Raw genomic sequence first — 18,725 nt, forward strand, 5'->3', positions numbered from 1 at the left:
CCGCCTGTTAATGACCGTTAACACCGCCTCTCAGGTTAACGACCGCTAACCGTCCTGTCTAGAATGAATTCTCATGAGCACCAGTGCACCGACGTCCCGCCGCGAGCAGATCCTCAAGCAGGCCGCCCGCCTCTTCGCCGAGCGCGGCTTCCACGGCGTCGGCGTGGACGAGATAGGGGCCGCCGTCGGGATCAGCGGCCCGGGCCTGTACCGCCACTTCGCGGGCAAGGACGCGATGCTCGCCGAGCTCCTCGTGGGTATCAGCGGCAGGCTCCTCACCGGCGGCAGGCGATGCGTCGCGGAGGCGGACGGCTCGGCGGACGAGCTGCTCGACGCGCTGATCGAGGGGCACATCGACTTCGCGCTCGACGACCGCCCCCTCATCACCCTCCATGACCGCGAGCTCGACCGCCTCCGGGACACCGACCGCCGCCTGGTCCGCCAGCTGCAGCGGCAGTACGTCGAGCTGTGGGTGGAGGCCGTCCGTAAGGTCTATCCGCAGCTCGCCGAGCCGGAGGCGCGGGCCACCGTGCACGCGGTCTTCGGGCTGCTCAACTCGACCCCGCACCTGGGCCGTTCCGGCACCCTGCCCGGCCGCCGCGCCACCGCCGCGCTGCTGCACCGCCTGGCCCGCGGCGCCTTCGATGCGGCCTCGGCGTGATGCGCGCCTCGCCCCGTTGGTCTGGACAGCCGTTCGGACTCCCCGGTAACTTCGTCTGAGCAAGCGCTTAGCCAGCTGCCGACCAGGCCGATCAGGAGGCCCCCAGTGCGCCGTACCGTCTACAACGAGGATCACCAGGCGTTCCGGGAGACCCTCCGCGCCTTCATCGAGACCGAGGTCGTCCCCGTCTACGACGACTGGTTCGCCGCCGGCCAGGCGCCCCGCGACTTCTACTACAAGCTCGGCGAGCTCGGCATCTTCGGCATCCGCGTGCCCGAGGAGTTCGGCGGCGCGGGCATCGACTCGCACAAGTTCGAGGCGATCATGTACGAGGAGACCGCCCGCGCGGGCGTCTCCTTCGGCGGTTCCGGCGTGCACGTCCTGCTCGGCCTGCCGTACATCCAGATGCTCGCCACCGACGAGCAGAAGAAGCGCTACCTGCCGAAGTTCGTCACCGGCGAGGAGATGTGGGCGCTCGCCATGACCGAGCCGGGCACCGGCTCCGACCTGGCCGGCATGAAGACCACCGCGAAGCTCTCCGAGGACGGCACGCACTACGTCCTCAACGGCGCCAAGACCTTCATCACCGGCGGTGTGCACGCCGACAAGGTCATCGTCTGCGCCCGCACCGACGCCCCGAGCGCCGAGGACCGCCGGCACGGCATCTCGCTGTTCGCCGTGGACACCAAGTCCGAGGGCTACTCGGTCGGCCGCAAGCTCGACAAGCTCGGCCTCAAGACCTCCGACACCGCCGAGCTCGCCTTCGTCGACGTCAAGGTCCCCGTCGAAGACCTCCTCGGCGAGGAGAACAAGGGCTTCCACTACCTCGGCCAGAACCTCCCCTCCGAGCGCTGGGGCATCGCCTTCGGTGCCTATGCGCAGGCCAAGGCCGCCGTCGGCTTCGCCAAGGAGTACGTGCAGGACCGCACGGTCTTCGGCAAGACCGTCGCCTCGTTCCAGAACACCAAGTTCGAACTGGCCGCCTGCCAGGCCGAGGTGGACGCCGCCGAGGCCGTCGCCGACCGCGCCCTCGAGGCGCTCGACGCGCACGAGCTGACCGCCGCCGAGGCCGCCAGCGCCAAGCTCTTCTGCACCGAGGTCGCGCACCGCGTCATCGACCGCTGCCTCCAGCTGCACGGCGGCTACGGCTTCATGAACGAGTACCCGATCGCCCGCCTCTACGCCGACAACCGCGTCAACCGCATCTACGGCGGCACCAGCGAGGTCATGAAGATGATCATCGCGAAGAACATGGGCCTCTGACCGAGGTGAACCAGGAACTCGAGGCCCTGCTCGATCTCCTCGATCTGGAGCGGATCGAGCAGGACCTCTTCCGCGGCCAGTCGCGCTCCGCGCTGGTGCCGCGGGTCTTCGGCGGACAGGTCGCGGCCCAGGCGCTCGTCGCCGCGGGCCGCACCGTCCCCGAGGGCCGGCACGCCCACTCGCTGCACGCGTACTTCCTGCGCATGGGCGATCCGGGTGCACCGATCGTCTACGAGGTGGACCGGATCCGGGACGGCGGGTCGTTCACCACGCGCCGCGTCGTCGCCGTACAGCACGGCCGGCCGATCTTCCATCTCTCGGCGTCCTTCCAGAGCGTGGAGGAAGGGCTCGAGCACCAGGCTCCGATGCCGCCCACGACCGATCCCGAACTGCTGCCCACCGCGGCCGAGATGCTGCCCCGGTACGCGCACCGGTTCAGCGATCCGGGCATCGTCGAGCGGATGCTCCAGGCTCGCGCGGCCGTCGACCTGCGGTACGTGGACGAGCCGCCGTACGCGAGCGTGGGCGCGCCCCGGGAGCCGCACTCACAGGTCTGGTTCCGGACCGGCGGCAAGCTCGCCGACGATCCGCTGCTGCACGTCTGCCTGGCCACGTACGTCTCCGACATGACCCTGCTCGACTCGGTGCTGCTCGCGCACGGCCGGGGCGGCTGGACCGTGGGCGACGTGGTGGGCGCGTCCCTCGACCACGCGATGTGGTTCCACCGCCCGTTCCGCGCCGACGAATGGCTGCTCTACGACCAGGAGTCGCCCTCGGCCTCCGGCGGCCGCGGACTCGGGCAGGCCCGGATCTACACCCAGGACGGGCGGCTCGCGGTCTCCGTCATCCAGGAGGGACTGGTGCGCGTGCCGCGCTGAGGCGCGGCTGCCTCGTCCGTGTGCGTGCCCGCCCGGCGGCCCGTGTGCGTGGCCCACCCCGCGGCCTTAACGTCACCGCATGACCAGCGAACGGGACGGCGAACCGGACGGCGAACGGGACGGTGGGCGGGCCGAGCGGGCCGAGGACACGGGCGGCTCCGGGGCGTCGGATTCCGGCGAGAGCGTCTTCACCGTCCTTGTCGCCGCGGCCGCCAACTTCGGCATCGCCGCGGCGAAGGCCGTCGCCGGCCTGGTCAGCGGCTCCAGCGCGATGCTCTCCGAGGCCGCCCACTCGGTGGCCGACACGGTCACCGAACTGATGCTGCTCGTCGCACTCAAGCGCAGCGAACGGCCCGCGGACGACGAGCATCCGCTCGGCTACGGACCCGCGCGCTACATCTGGGCGCTGCTCGCCTCCGTCGCCACCTTCGTGGGCGGCGGTGTCTTCGCCGTGTACGACGGCATCCACACCCTCACGCACGGCGAGGAGATGGGCAGCCCGGTCCTGTCGTACGTGGTGCTCGCGATCGCCTTCCTCCTGGAGGGCTTCTCGCTGCGCACCGGGCTCCGGCAGGCCACCGGGGAGGCGGAGCGGCACGGTGTGCGCTTCGGCCGGTATCTGCGCCACACCCCGGACACCGCGGTCAAGGCCGTGGTCATGGAGGACTCCGCCGCGCTGACCGGCCTGCTGCTCGCCGCGGGCGGGCTGCTCGCCACCCAGCTCACCGGGTCGAGCGTCTGGGACGGCGTCGCCTCGCTCCTGATCGGCCTGCTGCTCGTGTACGTGGCATGGGTGCTCGGCAGGTCCAACGCCCAGTATCTGGTGGGCCGGCCGATGTCGGCACGGGCGCGGGACGGGGTGCGCGAGGAGCTCCTCGGCGTCGAGCACGTGGTGGCCGTACTGGATCTGGTGACGCTGGTGCAGGGGCCGGCCGAGGTGATGATCGCCGCCAAGGTCGACTTCCGTGACCTGTCCAGTGCGGCGCAGGTGGAGGCGGCCTGCGAGGAGGCGGAGCGGCGGCTGCGGGCGCGGTATCCGGAGATCCGGCGGGTGTATCTGGATCCGACGCCGGGGCGGTCGGGCGGCTGACCTCCCGGCCCCGGCGGGCGGTGTCGCTTCGGCTACGCGGCTGCGTCCAGGCCGGCCGCGTCCAGCAGGTACGCCGTCATCGGGTCGTAGTGCCGGGGGCTGGTGACGTGGTCGTCGAGCGGGACGGTGACCTGCAGGGTGCCCTCGGCCTCCGCGATGAAGAGCGCCGGGTCGTTGCAGTCCGCGTACCCCACCGAGTCCAGGCCGCGCTGACCGGCCCGGCCGGCCCAGCCGTGGTCGGCGACGACCAGGTCGGGCACCGGGCGGCCCTCGCGCTCCAGGCCGTCGAGGATCGCGTTCATCGGCTCGGGGGAATGGGTGTGCCAGAGCGTCGCGCCGCGTTCGAGTACCGCCACGTCGGCGAACTGGAAGACATAGCCCTCGTCCGCGGTGAGGCCCTCGGGGATCACCACGATCTCGCAGCCCGCCCTGCGCAGCGCGGCCGCCGTCGCCCGGTGCACGTCGAGCAGCCCGCCCGGGTGACCGGTCGCGAACAGCACCCGCTGCCGGCTCGCGGCCGCCTTGCGCAGCCGCGCGGCCAGCCGGTCCAGGGCGTCGACGGTCAGCTCCGGGTCGATGGTGTCCTGCCCGAAGCGGTACTCCGGGTCGTCGTTGACGCCGCAGCGCTCGGCCATCACCGCGAGCACGTCCTGCTCGTCGGTCCAGCGGTCGCCGAGCTCGAGTCCCAGCCAGTAGTGCCGGTCGCCGTTGGCGAGCTTGCGGTAGTGGGAGAGGTTGTTGTCGCGCGGGGTGGCGACGTCTCCGGCGATACGGGTGCGGACGAGGTGGTCGACCAGGGCGACCCGACTGGGTATCGGCATGCCCCCATTGTGCCGTCGCTCGGGCCGCTCGGGGGAACGGGTTCCGAGGGGCGGACAGGCCCGGGCGGAGCGGATGTCTCCGCTTCTGGCCGGGGTCGGGCCCGCCCAGGGGGGGCGGGGCTCGGGTGGTCCGGCCGTCAAGTCGGGCCCGCCGCTGCGCGGGCGCGGAGGGCGAGCCACAGGTCGAAGCGGTCGTCGCCGTCGTCGAGGCGGCGGCCGGTGAGGCGGGCGGCCTTGTCGAGGCGGTTGCGAACGGTGTGCCGGTGCAGGCCCAGGCGGCGGGCCGTCTCGTCCCAGGAGCTTCCGCAGTCCAGCCAGGTGGCGAGGGTACGGGTCAGGGCGCCCGACGGGTCCGCGGCGTCCAGCGGGCCGAGCACGGAGTCCGCGTACCCGGCGAGGGCCGGCCGGTCCCCGAGGCCGAGCAGCAGGCCGCTGGACCGCGTCCGCCGGGCCCGTACCGGATGCCCGGCGTCCCGGCTCAGCTCCACCAGACCGGCCGCCTCGCGCAGCGACACCCGGGCGGCCTCCGGCGGCACTGCCGAGCCGATGCCCGCGGGGCGGCCGGGCGCGAAGTGGGCGAGTACGGCGTCGAGGTCGAGTTCCGCACCGACCAGCGCCTCCACCAGCGTGCCCCGGGCCCGGGTGAGGCCGCCGGGCACGGCGAGGGCGAGATCGGCGGCGAGTTCCATGGCGGCCGGGTCCCCGGCGTCCGCCGGTGGGTTCACCGACACCACCACGCCGCGCACCGCGGCCGACGCCAGGCCGGCCACCGCCAGTACGTCACCGGCCTGCTCCGCGCTGACGTCCTCGGCGAGCAGGCGACCGAGCAGTGTCGCCCGGCGGCGGCGCTCCGGCTCTCCGGCCAGATGCCGGCGCTCCAGCTCGAGCGAGAGCAGCGAGACGAGCCCCGGCACAAGGAGCCGGTCGTCGGACCCCGGCGTACCGGCGAGCAACAGCATCCCGCGCAGCCGCCGCGCCCCGAGCGGCTGTACCTCGAGCCCCGGCGCCGCGGCACTGGACCGCAGCCCGCCTGTCGCGACCCGCCGCAACAGATCGCGCCCGGCCACCGCGGGGTCATCGCCGGTGAGGGGACTCCCGCCACTCGGAGCCTGATCCCCTCCGGCGGAGGCATCGGGCCGGCCGACGTCCGCCGGGCCCGCGGCCGTACGCGGACTGTCGGCGTCACCCGGCGGAGGCTCACCGCGGCCGCCACCCTCCGGCTCCGGCCAGGTGCCGTCCCCCACCTCCCGCGGCCCGCTGCCGTCCGCCGCCAGGACGCGGCCGAGGGGGTCCGTGACGTAGGCGCGGATGCCGGTTGCCGCTGTCCATGCGTCCAGGGTCGGGGCCAGGCCCCGACCTGAGGCGGCGGCCGCGGTGAGGCCCCGCTGGGTGGCGAACGCCCGTTCAACGGCGGCCCGTTGCTCCGCCGCCTGCGCCGCGAACACCGCCTTGGTCACCGCGATGAACGGCACCTGCGCCCCGACCGTGAGGAGCGGAAGCCCGGCCTCCGTCGCCGCGTCGATCAACGGAGCGGGTGCTTCCTGGTACGGCAGATCGCCGCCGAGCCCGAGCGCAAGCGCGTGCGCACCGCCCGCGGCCACATCGTCCACGTACGCCCGGCAGGCGGCCGGCTCCATCGGGAGCAGCAGCCCGATCGTCATCAGCAGCTCCCCGCCCTGCAGCCAGGCGCCGGGCCGCACCAGCTCCGAGGCGTGCGCGGCGAGCACCGGGCGGTCGAGGTGCCGGCGCCCCGTGACGGTGGAGAGATGCAGGTCCGGGAGGTCGACCAGGTCGGAGAGGAGCAGGGGCATGGGTCCAGTGTCGCCCAGCGGAATGGACATGGTGTCCAGGAGGAGGGAGAGGATTCGCCCGGCGGGCCATCGGGGCTGGTCGCGGACCGCGCTAGCTTCGAGTGGTGGCCCAGGCGTACACCCCGCGTCCGCGCACCCGCAGCCGAACCGGGGCCGGTCCCGCCCGAGGCCGCCCGGCAGTGCTCGACGAGGCGGGAGACAGTGGAACGTATGACGACCGTGGCCTGTGCGCAGCTCGAATTGGCGGTCGGTGACGCGGCCGGGAATCGCGCCGCAGCTGAGGAGGCCGTGGCCGAAGCCGCGGCGGCCGGCGCCCAGGTCGTCGTGCTGCCCGAGCTGGCCAACAGCGGTTACGTCTTCGCCGACGCCGCCGAGGCCGCGGCCCTCGCCGAGCCCGTCGACGGTCCCGCTGTCACCGCCTGGTCCGCCGCCGCCCGCCGGCACGGCGTGACCCTGGTCGCGGGCCTGTGCGAGCGCGACGCGGACGGCCGGGTCCGCAACTCGGCGGTCCTGATCGACCCCTCGGGCGAGCTCCGCGCCCGCTACCGCAAGGCTCATCTCTTCGGCACCGAGGCCGAGTTCTTCGTCCCCGGTGACGAGCGGCCGCCGGTCGTCGAGGTCCCGTCCGTCGGCCGGATCGGCGTCATGGTCTGCTACGACCTGGAGTTCCCCGAGTGGGTACGGCTCGCCGCCCTCGCCGGCACCGAGCTGCTGTGCGCGCCGGTCAACTGGCCGCGTTTCCCGCGCCCCGACGGCGAGCGCCCCGGCGAGGTCGTACGCGTCCAGGCCGACGCCGCGGTCAACCGTCTCTACGTCGCCGCCTGCGACCGGGCCGGCGAGGAGCGCGGCACGGCCTGGACCGGCGGCTCCGTGATCGTCGACCCGGACGGCTTCCCGCTCGCCGGCCACCGCCCGACCGAGGGCCCCACCCTGCTGCTCGCCGAGTGCGATCCGGCCCGGGCCCGTGACAAGCGGCTCGGCGACCACAACGACGTGTTCGGCGACCGGCGCCCCGAGCTGTACGAGCCCTGACCGCCAGGACCGACCTGACCGTAGGACCGACCTGACCGCAGGACCGACCCCTGTCCCTTCCGCTGTGAAAGGCCCCCGCATGACCAGCCACACCCCGTCCACGCCCCGCGGCCCCGTCGACTCCTCCCGGATCCCGCGCTACGCGGGCCCCGCGACCTTCGCCCGGCTGCCCCGCCTGGACGAGGTCGGTGCGGCCGACGTCGCCGTGGTCGGTGTGCCCTTCGACACCGGTGTCTCCTACCGGCCCGGCGCCCGCTTCGGCGGCAATGCGATACGGGAGGCCTCGCGGCTGCTCCGCCCGTACAACCCGGCGCAGGACGCCTCGCCGTTCGCCCTCGCGCAGGTCGCGGACGCCGGTGACGTGGCGGCCAATCCGTTCGACATCAACGAGGCCGTGGAGACCGTCGAGGGTGCGGCGGACGACCTCCTGGCGACCGGCGCGCGGATGATGACGCTCGGCGGCGACCACACGATCGCGCTGCCGCTGCTGCGTTCCGTCGCGAAGCAGCACGGGCCGGTCGCGCTCCTTCACTTCGACGCCCATCTCGACACCTGGGACACCTACTTCGGCGCTGAGTACACGCACGGCACCCCGTTCCGCCGGGCCGTCGAGGAGGGCATCCTGGACACCTCCGCGCTCTCCCACGTCGGCACCCGGGGCCCGCTCTACGGCAAGAAGGACCTGGACGACGACGCCAAGATGGGCTTCGGCATCGTCACCTCCGCGGACGTGATGCGCCGCGGCGTGGACGAGATCACCGACCAGCTGCGGCAGCGCATCGGCGACCGCCCGCTGTACATCTCCATCGACATCGATGTGCTCGACCCGGCCCACGCGCCCGGCACCGGCACCCCGGAGGCCGGCGGCCTCACGTCCCGCGAGCTCCTGGAGATCCTGCGCGGCCTCGCCTCCTGCCATCTCGTGTCCGCGGACCTCGTCGAGGTGGCACCGGCGTACGACCACGCCGAGATCACCTCGGTCGCGGCCTCCCACACGGCGTACGAACTGACCACGATCATGGCCCGGCAGATCGCGGCGGGGCGCGAGGCCTGACCGGTGGTCAGGGGGGCCGGGGTGGGCGCCGCCCACGACCTGCTTCGCTGACATCGCCCGGCATCCACACGTGACGGCGCCACCGAGCCGGGCCTCGCCCCGGCCGGCCGCGCCCCGGTGTCGGCGGCCGCCTGGAACCGGGGCAAGCCGCGCCGAGCGGGGCGCCGAGTGCTGTCGGTACGTGTTCGTGTCTTCCGGCTGGGGCGGTCAGGGTCCGTGGCGGGTCCGTCCGATCTCGGTTTCGGTGGTGGCGGTCCGGAAGCGGGCCGGGCCGTCGGGCAGGTGCTCGTGCGCTCGGACCGGGGCGGCCCAGGTTCCCGGGCGCTGGGGTATGGCCGCGGAGTTCTGCGTGGCATCCGGCACGCTGTCCCTGCCCCCGGCCGACAGCTCATGCACGGTTCAGTGCGCGGACTCAGTGCGTGGACTCAGTGCGTGGACTCCGGCTGGGGGACCTCAGAGCCCGCACCGCGCAGCGCTCCGCCCCGCCTCGCGCCCCGTCGTCCGGCGCGGACACACTGGGTGCTGTGCAGCGGTGGGCCGCGACCGTACCGCTGAGCAGAACCGACCCGACCCGACCCGACCCGCCGGAAAGAGACCCCCGTGACCCACGACCACGACCTGGAGCTGCGTCCGACCCCGCGCCAGACGGCCGCCGCCCTGGACCCGGAGCCGGGGCGCACCGGCGGTGACCTGGTCGTCGAGACCCTGTACGGGCTCGGTGCGACGACCGTCTTCGGTCTGCCGGGGCAGCACGCGCTCGGCCTGTTCGACGCCGTGCGCCGCAGCAACCTGCACTACGTCGGTCTGCGCGTCGAGAACAACGCGGGCTTCGCCGCCGACGCGTACGGACGGATCACGGGCGAGGCGGCCCCGCTGCTGGTGTCGACCGGTCCCGGCGCCCTCACCGCGCTGCCCGCGCTCCAGGAGGCCGCCGCGGCCAGCGCGCCCGTCCTGGCGATCGCGAGCCAGGTCCCGGTCGCCGGGCTCGGCGGCGGCCGGCACGGCCATCTGCACGAACTCCGCGACCAGCAGGCCTCGTTCCGCGATGTGGTCAAGTCCGTGCACACCGCGCGCACCCAGTCGCAGATCCCGTCCGCGATCGCCGCCGCCTGGGAGTCCGCGCTGACTGCACCGCACGGGCCGGTCTGGGTGGAGATCCCCGCGGACGTGCTGTCCGCCGAGACCCGGCTGCCCGGTGTCACGGCGATGGACGCGACACCCCACGAGGTCGTCCCGCGGCCGGAGTTGACGGCCGTCGCCGCACACCTCCTCGCCGGCGCCGAACGCCCCGCGATCATCGCCGGAGGCGGAGTGATCCGCTCCGACGCCTCCGGCAAACTGCGGGCGCTCGCCGAGCAGCTCTCCGCGCCCGTCGCCACCACCTTCGGCGGCAAGGGCGCCTTCCCCTGGGAGCACCCGCTCTCGCTGCAGTCCTGGCTGGAGGACCGGCACCTCACCGACTTCCTGGAGGACGCGGACGTCCTGCTCGTCGTCGGCTCCGGTCTCGGCGAACTCTCCTCGAACTACCACACGTTCGCGCCCCGCGGCCGTCTGATCCAGATCGAGGCCGACGCGGGCAAACTCGAGGCGAACCATCCGGCGCTCGGCATCCACGCCGACGCCCGCCTCGCGCTGACGGCCCTCCTGGAGACCCTCGACGACCACCGGCCCGCCCCGTCCGTGGCCGACCCGTCCACGGCCACCCCGTCCCCGGCCGACCGGGTCCGTGACGTCCTGGCCCGGATCTGTACCCGTATCGACTCCCAGGACCTCGGCGCGGAGCAGCGCATCCTCGCCGCCGTGCGCGAGGCCCTGCCCGACCGGGCGCCCAGCTTCTGGGACATGACCATGCTGACCTACTGGGCGTGGTCCGCGTTCGACGCCCGCCGCCCCAACACCATGCACTCCGCGCAGGGCGCCGGCGGCCTCGGCTACGCCTTCCCCGCCGCGATCGGCGCGGCCGTCGCCGACCCCACAGGACCGGTGCTCGCCGTCTCCGGCGACGGCGGCGCCCTCTACTCGATCGCGGAGCTCGCCACGGCCCGCCAGCACGACCTGAACATCACCTGGCTGATCGTCGACGACGGCGGCTACGGCATCCTGCGCGACTACCTCACCGACGCCTACGGCACCACCACCGGCACCGAACTCGCCCGCCCCGACTTCGTCGCCCTGGCCACGTCCTTCGACGTGCCCGCCACCCTCACCACCCCCGACACCCTCGCCGCGGACCTGGCCAAGTCCCTTGCCGCGCCCGGCCCTTCGGTGGTCGTCCTGCCCGCGACGCTGCGGCTCTTCGCGCCGACGCACACCGGGGAGGGCTGAGCGACCGGACTCACAAGGCGGCCACCGCGGCGTCCCGCCGCCCCGCACGACGCTCCCCCTCAAGCGTCGGATAGTCCGTGTAGCCCTCCGCGCCGTGCGTGTACAGGTGCGCCATGTCGATCGGCGTCGCGAGCGGGTCGTGCACCGCGATCCGGGCCGGCAGATCGGGATGGGTGAGGAAGGCGCGCCCGTACGACACGAGGTCGGCGAGGCCCTCCGTGAGCACCCGCTCGCCCTGGGCCTGGCTGGTGGGCGCGTGGTTCTCGCCGACGTTGGCGATCAGCGTGCCGTGCCAGCGCGGGCGCAGGTCCGCGAGAGCCGGGTAGGCGTCGTTGTCGGTGAGGTGGAGGTAGGCGAGGCCGAGCGGATCGAGGGTGTCCACCAGTGCGCGGTACACCGGCCCCGGGTTGCGCTCGGCCATACCGAACTGCGGGTTGCCGGGCGAGAGCCTGAGCCCGAGCCGGTGCGCCCCGATGGCCTCGGCGACCGCGGTCACCAACTCGACGGCGAACAGGGTCCGTTCCCGCCCGTACGCGTCGCTGCGGAGGTTGGTGTTGTCGGCGAGGAACTGGTGGGTCAGATAGCTGTTGGCGCCGTGGATCTCCACGCCGTCGAAGCCGGCCCGCAGCGCGTTGCGCGCGGCGGCCACATGATCGTCGATCGCGGTCCGGATGTCGGCGGTCGTCATCTCGCGCGGCACGGGCGCCTCGGCCTTGCCGTCCTTCACGTGCACCGGGCTCGGTGTGGGGACGGCGGACGGGCCCGCCGGGACGTCCCCGAGCAGCCGCGAGCGCGGGTGCCCCTGGCGTCCGCCGTGCATGAGCTGCGCGTAGATCCGGCCGCCGCGTGCGTGCACGGCCTCGGTGACCGTCCGCCAGCCGGCGACATGCGCCTCGGTCTCCAGGCCCGGGATGCGCCAGCCGCTCTGGCCCCTGCGGTGCGGCCAGATGCCCTCACTGACCAGCAGCCCGGCGTCCGCGCGCTGCGCGTAGTACTCCGCGACGACCGGGAGCGGAGTCCCGTCCTCCGCGGCGCGGAACCGGGTCATGGGCGCCATGACGAGGCGGTTGGGGAGATCGAGGCCCCGGGCTGCGTACGGGGTGAGAAGCGGGGAGTGGGCCGTGTCCGTCGAGTGGCCCGTCTCCGTCGACTGCGCTGTGTTCGTCATGCCGGAACCGTAAGATCTGACACCGGTGTCAGATTCAACCCCGGCCGTACGGTGACGGCCGCCCGGCGGCAGAGGTGGGCGACATGAAGATCGGCGAACTGTCCCGGCGCACGGCCGTGAGCGTGCGCTCGATCCGGTACTACGAGCAGAAGTGCCTCCTCGCCTCCGACCGGACGCCCGGCGGCCACCGCGAGTACCCCGAGGCGGCCGTCGACCGCGTGATCCTCGTCCAGCAGCTTCTCGCCGCCGGCCTGACCACCGACAAGATCGCCCGCGTCCTGCCCTGCATGCGCGACCACGACGGCGGCCCGGCCGAGACCGCCACCCCATGGCTCCTGGAACAACTGACCGCGGAACGCACCCGCATCGACCGCTCCATCGACGACCTGCGCCACACCCGCGAGATCCTCGACGAGGTCATCGCGACGGCGGCGGGCTGAGGCGTCGCGCTCAGGCGTCGAGCTCAGGCGTCGAGCTCCTCCGTCTTGACGCCCCACCGGTAGCCGTCCGGGTCGGTGACGATGGCGTACGCCTGCCGCCAGGGCATGTTGCGCAGGGGCTGTACGATCTCGCCCCCGTGCGCGGGTACGGCGTCGAGCATGCGGTGGGCCTCGTCCGGTGCGACCGTGACGTCGATGACCGTGGCTCCGGGCGCCACCGTCGGGCCCGTGGTGTCCCACCAGCGGGCGAACTCCACGCTGTGCACGGTGACCGGCAGCGGCCCGTCCACGGCCATCCACGCCTGGATGTCGTCCGGATCCGGCGACAGCGGCCGGAAGGTGCAGCCGAGGGCGGTGTAGAAGTCCTTGCTGCGGGCCGGGTCGGCGACCACGAGGTTGATCTCGAGCTTGGCCATACGCCCATGGAACTGCGGGCGCCGGACGGCGGCAACCGGCGCCCGGCAACCGGGGCCGGTCGTACGGGGTGGTTCCCGGTCCCGTACGGGGAAGACTGGGCCGCGGGAGCGGCGGGCCGACCCGGGTGGCGTCGCGGACACATGGGCGGGAGAGCGGGATGCGGGCACGATCGGTACGTACGGGGGCGGTGGCCGCGCTCCTTGCCGCGGCGGCGCTGACCGCCTGCGGCGGTGGCCAGGACAACGCGGACGACACCGCGGCACCCGGCGACGGGAAGACCAAGTCCAGCCCGGCGCCCGCCACTTCGAGCCCGCCCGCGAAGCCGTCGCCGTCCTTCACGGCTGCGGACGGCGACGACCTCGACGCCTGCAAGGACGCCGACTGCGAGGTCACGGTCTCCGAGCCGGTGACGATCCGCTTCAAGGGCCCGGCAGGACCGACCACCCTCTCGGTCACCGAGGTCGCCCGCAACAAGGTCGAGTACACGGTCAAGTCCGACAACGGCCGCTCCTCCGGCGGCGCGACCGGCCCCGGCCAGGGCTGCCTCACGGTCCTCCGCTCCACCGGCAGCGGCAACACCTGCGGCGGCGTCTCCCCGGACACCGCCCCTTCCCCCCAACCCGACGCCGTAGTCATCCAGATGACCACGGGCCCGACGTCGACGGCCCTCCTGCAGATCGTCTCGAAGTGAGCTGACTCCGGGCGGTGACAGGGTGTGCGGACTGACTTGACTGCGGTCCACGCGGCTACTCGGTGATCCGGGGCGCGGGAACCGCGCCGAGATCGCCCTCGGGCTCGCGAGTCACCGCGTTGTGCAGCGCCGGATCGGCGTAGATCTCGGCGGTGTGCTGCCACTGGGCGAGGAGTGTGGCGACGGGGTCCGGGCTCTGCGGAGAGACCGTGCCGCGCGCCGTGCTGACGAGCTCGCCGAGCATCGTCTCGATGTCGTCGTCGGGCAGGAACTCCGACCAGGGCAAGGCTTCCGGCAGGAGCTCGCGCAGGGTGGGCAGGTGATCCGTGCGGATCAGGGCGAGATGGAAGGTTCCCCGCAGGTCGAGCGGTTCTCCGCAGGTCCTCATCGGGCGCGCGCTGACATGGCGCCCACAGTACGGCGCCGCTGCTGGGCGAAGGGCGGGCGCACCGTCGCCGGTTCACAGGGTGACCGATGGTGGAGGTCATACCTTGCGGCGGCGGCCCTCGGCGGGCATGGTGCGCAGATGATCAGCGATGACCTGCAGTTCACTGTGCTCGGCAGTGCGACGCCGTGCGCGAGTGCGGACAATCCGTGTTCCGGATATCTGGTGGCCGGCGGCGGAGCCCGGGTGTGGGTGGATGCGGGGAGTGGGACGCTCGCCGCGCTGCAGCGGTACTGCCGGCTCGACGAGGTGGACGCGATCTGGATCTCGCATCTGCATGCCGACCACAGCGCGGATCTCCTGACGGCGTACTACGCGGCGCGCTACGCCGACCTCGAACTCGACGCCCCGATCCCGCTGTACGGACCGCCCGGCACCGCGGACCGGCTGGCGCATTTCCTCACCAACTCCGACACCCGCAGCCCTGTCGAATCCGCCTTCTCCGTACGGGAGTTGTACGACGGCCACCGGGCCGAGGCCGGCGGGCTCACCCTGACCAGCCGGTCCGTGCAACATGACATCCCCGGCTTCGCCGTACGCATCGAGTCCGCGGGCCGTTCGCTCGTCTACTCCGGCGACACGGCCCCCTGCCCGTCCCTCACGGACCTCGCCACCGACTGCGACACCCTCCTCTGCGAGGCGGAGAGCGCGGAGGTGCCGACCCTGCGTCCGCAGGCGCACCACACCCCGGAGGACACCGGCGCCACCGCCCATGCGGCCGGCGCCCGCAGCCTCGTCGTCACCCACGTCGGCCCGTACCTCACCCCGGAGGAAGCGGTGTCCCGCGCCGGGAAGCACTACGCCGGGCCGATCGACTACGCGGCCCCGGGGGCGGCCTTCACGATCGGCTGAGGCGGGCCGGCCATAAGTCCGTTGCCGGCGCTCGCGCGACCGCGTTATGGTCGCCGGACTCTACAGATCACGCTCTCTGAGAACACAGCCGCAGTACGGGAGCGAGCCCGCGCACAGCAGCGCGGAGCCACGGAGGGGCGGCATTCATGTCCGCATGCCCTCCGGAGGTTCTCCTATGAAGATCGGTCTCGGTCTCCCCATCGACGATCCCGCCCTGCTGCTCGACTGGGCCCGGCGCGCAGACGCCGGCCCCTTCCACACCCTCGGCCTGCTCGACCGCCTCGTCTACGACAATCCCGAGCCGCTGATCACCCTGGCCACGCTCGCCGGCGCCACCTCGCGCATCCGCCTCCAGACCGAGGTGCTGATCGCGCCCGTCCACAACACCGCGCTGCTCGCCAAGCAGGCCGCGACGCTCGACCGCTTGTCCGGCGGCCGGTTCACGCTCGGCATCGGCGTCGGCGGGCGCGAGGACGACTGCCTCGCCGCAGGCATCGACATCCGGCGCCGGGGCCGCCGCCTCGACGAGCAGATGCGGCTGCTCGACCTGACCTGGCGCGGTGAGCCGTACGGCGAGGGCGTCGGGCCCATCGGTCCCGCGCCCACGACGCCCGGTGGGCCTGAGGTGCTGTTCGGCGGGTTCGCGCCGGCGGCGATCGAGCGGGTCGGCCGGTTCGGCCACGGCTTCCTCGGTGCGGCGCTGCCGCCGCGGTTCATGGACGGCATGTTCCGCGACGTGGAGACGGTCTGGGAGAGGTACGAACGCCCTGGCCGGCCGCGACTGGTCGCCCAGGTCAACGTCGCCCTCGGCCCGGACCACATCGTCGAGCAGGCCCGACGCGTCCTCCTCGACTACTACGACTTCACCGGCCGCGCCGACCACATGGCCGAAGGCCTCCTCAGCACGCCGGAGTCGATCCGCACGGCGGTCGCGGACTTCACCGCCATCGGCGCGGACGAGGTCATGCTCTACTGCTGGTCCTCGGACATCGCCCAGCTCGACCGCCTGGCGGATGCCCTCTTCTCGCTCTGGTAGGGCCGGGCGGTCAGTTGTCCGGGCACATCCCGTCCTTCAACTTCGGTTCGAAGAGCCCGGTCCCGGACCGCGGCGCTTCCTCGGCCGGCGTGAGAGTCAGACAGACCACGTCGTCCGCGTTGCCGTTGCTGACGTGCCAGTCCTCGTCGCCGGTGAGGTGGAAGTAGTACGTCCGGAGGCTGTCGTCGCCCGGATCCGTCGAGAAGCCCGCGCTCGGCGTGAACGGCACCGGTACGGACTTGCGCTGCGCGGCGCTCTCCACGGCCGAGTCCACCGCCGCCTGTATGTCCTTGGGGAGCGAGCCGGCATAGTGGGCCGACTCCATCCGGTCCACGGCGTCCCGCGAGACCTCCCCCAACTCGTCCCGGTCCAGCCTCGATTGCTCCCACAGGATCAAGCCGAAGATCGTGGCCAGGACCAGTGGCAGTGCCACCAGCGCGATGAAGTACCCCCGTTGTATCTGCATGGCCGGGATCGTAGGGGCACCGACGCCCGGCAGGGCGTGCTTCGACCTGGACCGAAAGGCGTCAGGACAACTCCCCCCGCGCGACGGCCGCGACGAACGCGGACCAGGGGGCCGCGGTGATGAGGAGGGCGGGGCCGGCGGGGTTCTTGGAGTCGCGCACGGGGACGCCGGGGGCGGCGTGGTTGTCGAGGACTTCGAGGCAACTGCCGGCGGTGTCGTTGCTGTACGAGGACTTCCGCCAGCCGGAGAGGGCCGAGGCGTCAGGAATGGCGAGGTTGCTCACGGTCTCTGTACTCCTTTGCTCGCGCCTTCAGGAAGGCGAGCGACTCCGTCTGCGGGAGGGCGTCCGCCAGGGCGAGATGGTAACGGTCGTACAGCTCGTCCACGACGACGGGTGAGTCGTGGATCCGGCTCCACCGCACTCCCTCGTTGTACGCCACGGGCGGCTGGTCGTCGAAGGCCATCAGCGTCAGCATGCTCGACATCAGAGGGTGCATGCCGAGGTCGAACGGCAGGATGTGCACGCGGATGCGCCCGCACTCCACCAGGTCGATGAGGTGGGCGAGCTGGCCGGCCATCACTTCAGGGCCGCCGACTGCGCGGCGTAGAACCGCTTCGTCGAGCAGGGCCCAGACCGAGGGCGTCACCGGGTCGTTCAGGATTTCTGCTCGCTGAAGGCGGGTGACGACGCGCTGGTCACGTTGTTCTGCCGGCAGCGGTGGATACGTGGTGCTGAGCACCGTCCGCGCATACGCCTCCGTCTGCAGGATGCCCGGCACGAAGGACAGCGCGAACTCGCGTAATGAAACCGCCTGTTGCTCGAGCGCGCGGGCAGCCTCGAAGTACTCGGCCACGACCACGTCCCGCTCCGGCAAGAAGCTCGCCAGCACATCCCCCGTCCCCAGCGCCCGATCCAGACGCCTCGCGTCGTCACGTGACGGAACCCGTCTCCCCGCCTCGATATGCGCAATGTGCGACCGCGTCATGATCGCCGCATCGGCCAGCTCCTGCTGCGTGAGGCCCGCGGCCTCCCGCTTCGCGCGGAGCCAGTCGCCGTACTTGTTCGCCATCGTCAACTCCCCTGTGACGCCTGCCTGGTCACCCGGAAACCCCTGGCGAGCCTAGCCGCGCCCCTCGCACGCTGTGACACGTTCCGTACGGACAGCGACAAATGTGAGGCAGGTGGCCGGTGTGGCACAGGTGAACGACGAACGGGGACAGGTCGGCGGAGTCGCGAGGCTGCTGCCCTGGGCGGGGCCGGAGGGCAAGCCCTGCTACCTCCTCGGCGGCGCCGAGGGCGGCCTGATCTCCCGGATGGCGGACGACGCCGAGCGCGTACAGCTCGAGATGGCCGGCGAGCTCCTCGCCCACGCGACCGACCTGCTCGCCGACAGCCGCGCAACACCCCCACAGCTCCGCTACCTCCTGGCCAGAATGGCCGAGTCCCTCACCGACGTACGCCGCATCGCGGTCAGCCGCGGCGTCCAGACCCTGCCGTGAGGTGGCGATTCGGAGCGCAGGAGCCGGGCAACGCCACGACCTGGCTGTCCAGAGCGTGCCAGACTTGGAGCATGACGGCAGCGCACGACTACGAGCATCTGCACCACTTGGTCGACCGGCTGAGTCCGACCCAGGTGCGCCGCCTGCGGCTGATCATCACCCAGGACGAGGAACTCTCGCGAGTCGATGAGGAAGTGCCGGGAACGTCTACCGGGGGCGACGCCGACGAGGGGCCGCTGCCGCCAGAGTTCCTGGCCATGTTCGGCAGCATCGATGCACCCGCCGATTACGCCGAGCGGCATGACGACTACATCCGAGACCGCATGGAACGAGACCTCGGGCCCGAGAACTGATGATCACTGTCCTCGACACCGGCCCGCTCCTCGCGGCATTCAACGCCAATGACAAGCACCACGATCGCCGCGTGGACTTCTTTACGCGGTTGCGGGGTCGCAAGCTGTTGCCCAGCACAGTTCTGGCCGAGGTCAGCTGGAGCCTGGAACGCTGGCCGCGGATCTGATCCTGCAGTACGCAGACTTTCCTCTCGGCGCCGTGGACGCCTCGGTCATGGCTGTCGCCGAACGTTTTGGGACGGACCGCGTGGCGACGCTCGATCACAGACACTTTTCGGTGATCCCGCCGAAGCACGTGGTGGCTCTGACGTTGTTGCCGTAAACGCGTACGTTGCCCGGGACCGGGTGCTTCCCCGCCCCGTTTGTTGCAGCGGGATGAAATCGATCGCCCCCCGTGTTGGCGTCACCGGCAGATCGGATCG

At 72.4% G+C, this 18,725-nt stretch carries 22 protein-coding genes; 14 read left to right on the top strand and 8 right to left on the bottom strand.

Features of this window, described 5'->3' with window-relative positions:
* Positions 1 to 73: 73 nt before the first annotated feature.
* From DY218_RS10995 to DY218_RS11010, 4 genes are all read left to right on the top strand, one after another.
* Positions 74 to 661 (top strand): SACE_7040 family transcriptional regulator, encoded by a 588-nt coding sequence (locus DY218_RS10995; protein ID WP_128555760.1) that lies wholly within the window; start codon positions 74 to 76, stop codon positions 659 to 661.
* Between the two features lie 105 nt (positions 662 to 766).
* Positions 767 to 1,924, top strand: a complete 1,158-nt coding sequence (locus DY218_RS11000) for an acyl-CoA dehydrogenase family protein (protein ID WP_128555761.1) — start codon at positions 767 to 769, stop codon at positions 1,922 to 1,924.
* 5 nt (positions 1,925 to 1,929) lie between these two features.
* Positions 1,930 to 2,802, top strand: a complete 873-nt coding sequence (locus DY218_RS11005) for an acyl-CoA thioesterase (RefSeq protein WP_128555762.1) — start codon at positions 1,930 to 1,932, stop codon at positions 2,800 to 2,802.
* A 79-nt stretch (positions 2,803 to 2,881) separates the two neighbouring features.
* Positions 2,882 to 3,892: a cation diffusion facilitator family transporter gene (locus DY218_RS11010; protein ID WP_128555763.1), complete on the top strand. Its 1,011-nt coding sequence runs from the start codon at positions 2,882 to 2,884 to the stop codon at positions 3,890 to 3,892.
* Positions 3,893 to 3,924: 32 nt separating this feature from the next.
* Here DY218_RS11010 and DY218_RS11015 read toward each other — a convergent pair whose 3' ends face one another.
* Positions 3,925 to 4,713 carry a phosphatase gene (locus DY218_RS11015; protein WP_128555764.1) on the bottom strand — a complete coding sequence of 263 codons (789 nt, stop codon included), beginning with the start codon at positions 4,711 to 4,713 and terminating at the stop codon, positions 3,925 to 3,927.
* Positions 4,714 to 4,850: 137 nt separating this feature from the next.
* Positions 4,851 to 6,524, bottom strand: coding sequence for a PucR family transcriptional regulator (locus tag DY218_RS11020; RefSeq protein WP_128555765.1), 1,674 nt, complete (start codon positions 6,522 to 6,524; stop codon positions 4,851 to 4,853).
* A 210-nt stretch (positions 6,525 to 6,734) separates the two neighbouring features.
* On the opposite strand from DY218_RS11020, the gene DY218_RS11025 reads away from it, so the two are divergent.
* From DY218_RS11025 to DY218_RS11035, 3 genes are all read left to right on the top strand, one after another.
* Entirely contained in the window at positions 6,735 to 7,556 is an 822-nt protein-coding gene (locus tag DY218_RS11025) for a nitrilase-related carbon-nitrogen hydrolase (protein ID WP_128555766.1), read from the top strand.
* 79 nt (positions 7,557 to 7,635) lie between these two features.
* On the top strand, positions 7,636 to 8,610 hold the full coding sequence (gene speB / locus DY218_RS11030; protein ID WP_128555767.1) for an agmatinase: 975 nt from the start codon (positions 7,636 to 7,638) through the stop codon (positions 8,608 to 8,610).
* A gap of 600 nt (positions 8,611 to 9,210) precedes the next feature.
* Positions 9,211 to 10,935, top strand: a complete 1,725-nt coding sequence (locus DY218_RS11035; protein WP_128555768.1) for a thiamine pyrophosphate-binding protein — start codon at positions 9,211 to 9,213, stop codon at positions 10,933 to 10,935.
* A 10-nt stretch (positions 10,936 to 10,945) separates the two neighbouring features.
* Here DY218_RS11035 and DY218_RS11040 read toward each other — a convergent pair whose 3' ends face one another.
* Entirely contained in the window at positions 10,946 to 12,103 is a 1,158-nt protein-coding gene (locus DY218_RS11040; protein ID WP_128555769.1) for an alkene reductase, read from the bottom strand.
* Between the two features lie 83 nt (positions 12,104 to 12,186).
* Here DY218_RS11040 and DY218_RS11045 point away from each other — a divergent pair, with 83 nt between their 5' ends.
* Complete coding sequence (locus DY218_RS11045) at positions 12,187 to 12,543, top strand: MerR family transcriptional regulator (RefSeq protein WP_128555770.1); 357 nt, start codon at positions 12,187 to 12,189, stop codon at positions 12,541 to 12,543.
* 23 nt (positions 12,544 to 12,566) lie between these two features.
* Here the strand turns inward: DY218_RS11045 and DY218_RS11050 are convergent, their stop codons facing one another.
* Complete coding sequence (locus DY218_RS11050) at positions 12,567 to 12,959, bottom strand: VOC family protein (protein WP_128555771.1); 393 nt, start codon at positions 12,957 to 12,959, stop codon at positions 12,567 to 12,569.
* A gap of 158 nt (positions 12,960 to 13,117) precedes the next feature.
* On the opposite strand from DY218_RS11050, the gene DY218_RS11055 reads away from it, so the two are divergent.
* A complete protein-coding gene (locus tag DY218_RS11055) occupies positions 13,118 to 13,651 on the top strand; it encodes a hypothetical protein (RefSeq protein ID WP_128555772.1) in 534 nt (177 codons plus the stop codon).
* Positions 13,652 to 13,706: 55 nt separating this feature from the next.
* On the opposite strand, the gene DY218_RS11060 is transcribed toward DY218_RS11055, so the two are convergent.
* The gene (locus tag DY218_RS11060; RefSeq protein WP_128555773.1) at positions 13,707 to 14,039 is read right to left on the bottom strand and encodes a hypothetical protein; all 333 of its coding nucleotides are present in this window, start codon (positions 14,037 to 14,039) and stop codon (positions 13,707 to 13,709) included.
* A 138-nt stretch (positions 14,040 to 14,177) separates the two neighbouring features.
* Here DY218_RS11060 and DY218_RS11065 point away from each other — a divergent pair, with 138 nt between their 5' ends.
* Together DY218_RS11065 and DY218_RS11070 are read left to right on the top strand one after the other, a co-directional pair.
* Positions 14,178 to 14,948: an MBL fold metallo-hydrolase gene (locus DY218_RS11065; RefSeq protein WP_128555774.1), complete on the top strand. Its 771-nt coding sequence runs from the start codon at positions 14,178 to 14,180 to the stop codon at positions 14,946 to 14,948.
* Positions 14,949 to 15,123: 175 nt separating this feature from the next.
* Positions 15,124 to 15,984: an LLM class flavin-dependent oxidoreductase gene (locus DY218_RS11070; protein WP_128555775.1), complete on the top strand. Its 861-nt coding sequence runs from the start codon at positions 15,124 to 15,126 to the stop codon at positions 15,982 to 15,984.
* Between the two features lie 10 nt (positions 15,985 to 15,994).
* On the opposite strand, the gene DY218_RS11075 is transcribed toward DY218_RS11070, so the two are convergent.
* From DY218_RS11075 to DY218_RS11085, 3 genes are all read right to left on the bottom strand, one after another.
* Positions 15,995 to 16,450: a hypothetical protein gene (locus DY218_RS11075; protein ID WP_128555776.1), complete on the bottom strand. Its 456-nt coding sequence runs from the start codon at positions 16,448 to 16,450 to the stop codon at positions 15,995 to 15,997.
* 61 nt (positions 16,451 to 16,511) lie between these two features.
* Entirely contained in the window at positions 16,512 to 16,733 is a 222-nt protein-coding gene (locus tag DY218_RS11080) for a DUF397 domain-containing protein (RefSeq protein WP_128555777.1), read from the bottom strand.
* A complete protein-coding gene (locus tag DY218_RS11085) occupies positions 16,711 to 17,520 on the bottom strand; it encodes a helix-turn-helix domain-containing protein (protein WP_128555778.1) in 810 nt (269 codons plus the stop codon). The genes DY218_RS11080 and DY218_RS11085 overlap by 23 nt, the downstream gene beginning before the upstream one ends.
* A 121-nt stretch (positions 17,521 to 17,641) precedes the next feature.
* Between DY218_RS11085 and DY218_RS11090 the strand changes: the two genes are divergently transcribed.
* The 3 genes from DY218_RS11090 to DY218_RS34490 all read left to right on the top strand — a co-directional run bounded on the left by DY218_RS11090 (position 17,642) and on the right by DY218_RS34490 (position 18,470).
* The gene (locus tag DY218_RS11090) at positions 17,642 to 17,950 is read left to right on the top strand and encodes a hypothetical protein (protein WP_233521500.1); all 309 of its coding nucleotides are present in this window, start codon (positions 17,642 to 17,644) and stop codon (positions 17,948 to 17,950) included.
* Positions 17,951 to 18,021: 71 nt separating this feature from the next.
* A complete protein-coding gene (locus DY218_RS11095) occupies positions 18,022 to 18,303 on the top strand; it encodes a hypothetical protein (protein WP_233521502.1) in 282 nt (93 codons plus the stop codon).
* Positions 18,303 to 18,470 (top strand): PIN domain-containing protein, encoded by a 168-nt coding sequence (locus DY218_RS34490; protein ID WP_199566695.1) that lies wholly within the window; start codon positions 18,303 to 18,305, stop codon positions 18,468 to 18,470. The genes DY218_RS11095 and DY218_RS34490 overlap by 1 nt, the downstream gene beginning before the upstream one ends.
* The last annotated feature ends 255 nt before the right edge of the window (positions 18,471 to 18,725 follow it).

This window comes from Streptomyces triticagri (assembly GCF_003429565.1).
In the GTDB taxonomy this organism is placed as follows: Bacteria; Actinomycetota; Actinomycetes; order Streptomycetales; family Streptomycetaceae; genus Streptomyces; species Streptomyces triticagri.

Bases quoted from the DNA above. Each gene is read 5' to 3' on its own strand.
- DY218_RS34490 (WP_199566695.1), top strand. From the start codon at position 18,303: ATGATCACTGTCCTCGACACCGGCCCGCTCCTCGCGGCATTCAACGCC.
- DY218_RS11065 (WP_128555774.1), top strand. From the start codon at position 14,178: ATGATCAGCGATGACCTGCAGTTCACTGTGCTCGGCAGTGCGACGCCG.
- DY218_RS11085 (WP_128555778.1), bottom strand. From the start codon at position 17,520: ATGGCGAACAAGTACGGCGACTGGCTCCGCGCGAAGCGGGAGGCCGCG.
- DY218_RS11015 (WP_128555764.1), bottom strand. From the start codon at position 4,713: ATGCCGATACCCAGTCGGGTCGCCCTGGTCGACCACCTCGTCCGCACC.
- DY218_RS11025 (WP_128555766.1), top strand. From the start codon at position 6,735: ATGACGACCGTGGCCTGTGCGCAGCTCGAATTGGCGGTCGGTGACGCG.
- DY218_RS11070 (WP_128555775.1), top strand. From the start codon at position 15,124: ATGAAGATCGGTCTCGGTCTCCCCATCGACGATCCCGCCCTGCTGCTC.
- DY218_RS11010 (WP_128555763.1), top strand. From the start codon at position 2,882: ATGACCAGCGAACGGGACGGCGAACCGGACGGCGAACGGGACGGTGGG.
- DY218_RS11050 (WP_128555771.1), bottom strand. From the start codon at position 12,959: ATGGCCAAGCTCGAGATCAACCTCGTGGTCGCCGACCCGGCCCGCAGC.
- DY218_RS11055 (WP_128555772.1), top strand. From the start codon at position 13,118: ATGCGGGCACGATCGGTACGTACGGGGGCGGTGGCCGCGCTCCTTGCC.
- DY218_RS10995 (WP_128555760.1), top strand. From the start codon at position 74: ATGAGCACCAGTGCACCGACGTCCCGCCGCGAGCAGATCCTCAAGCAG.
- DY218_RS11095 (WP_233521502.1), top strand. From the start codon at position 18,022: ATGACGGCAGCGCACGACTACGAGCATCTGCACCACTTGGTCGACCGG.
- DY218_RS11045 (WP_128555770.1), top strand. From the start codon at position 12,187: ATGAAGATCGGCGAACTGTCCCGGCGCACGGCCGTGAGCGTGCGCTCG.
- speB (WP_128555767.1), top strand. From the start codon at position 7,636: ATGACCAGCCACACCCCGTCCACGCCCCGCGGCCCCGTCGACTCCTCC.
- DY218_RS11075 (WP_128555776.1), bottom strand. From the start codon at position 16,450: ATGCAGATACAACGGGGGTACTTCATCGCGCTGGTGGCACTGCCACTG.
- DY218_RS11020 (WP_128555765.1), bottom strand. From the start codon at position 6,524: ATGCCCCTGCTCCTCTCCGACCTGGTCGACCTCCCGGACCTGCATCTC.
- DY218_RS11060 (WP_128555773.1), bottom strand. From the start codon at position 14,039: ATGAGGACCTGCGGAGAACCGCTCGACCTGCGGGGAACCTTCCATCTC.
- DY218_RS11040 (WP_128555769.1), bottom strand. From the start codon at position 12,103: ATGACGAACACAGCGCAGTCGACGGAGACGGGCCACTCGACGGACACG.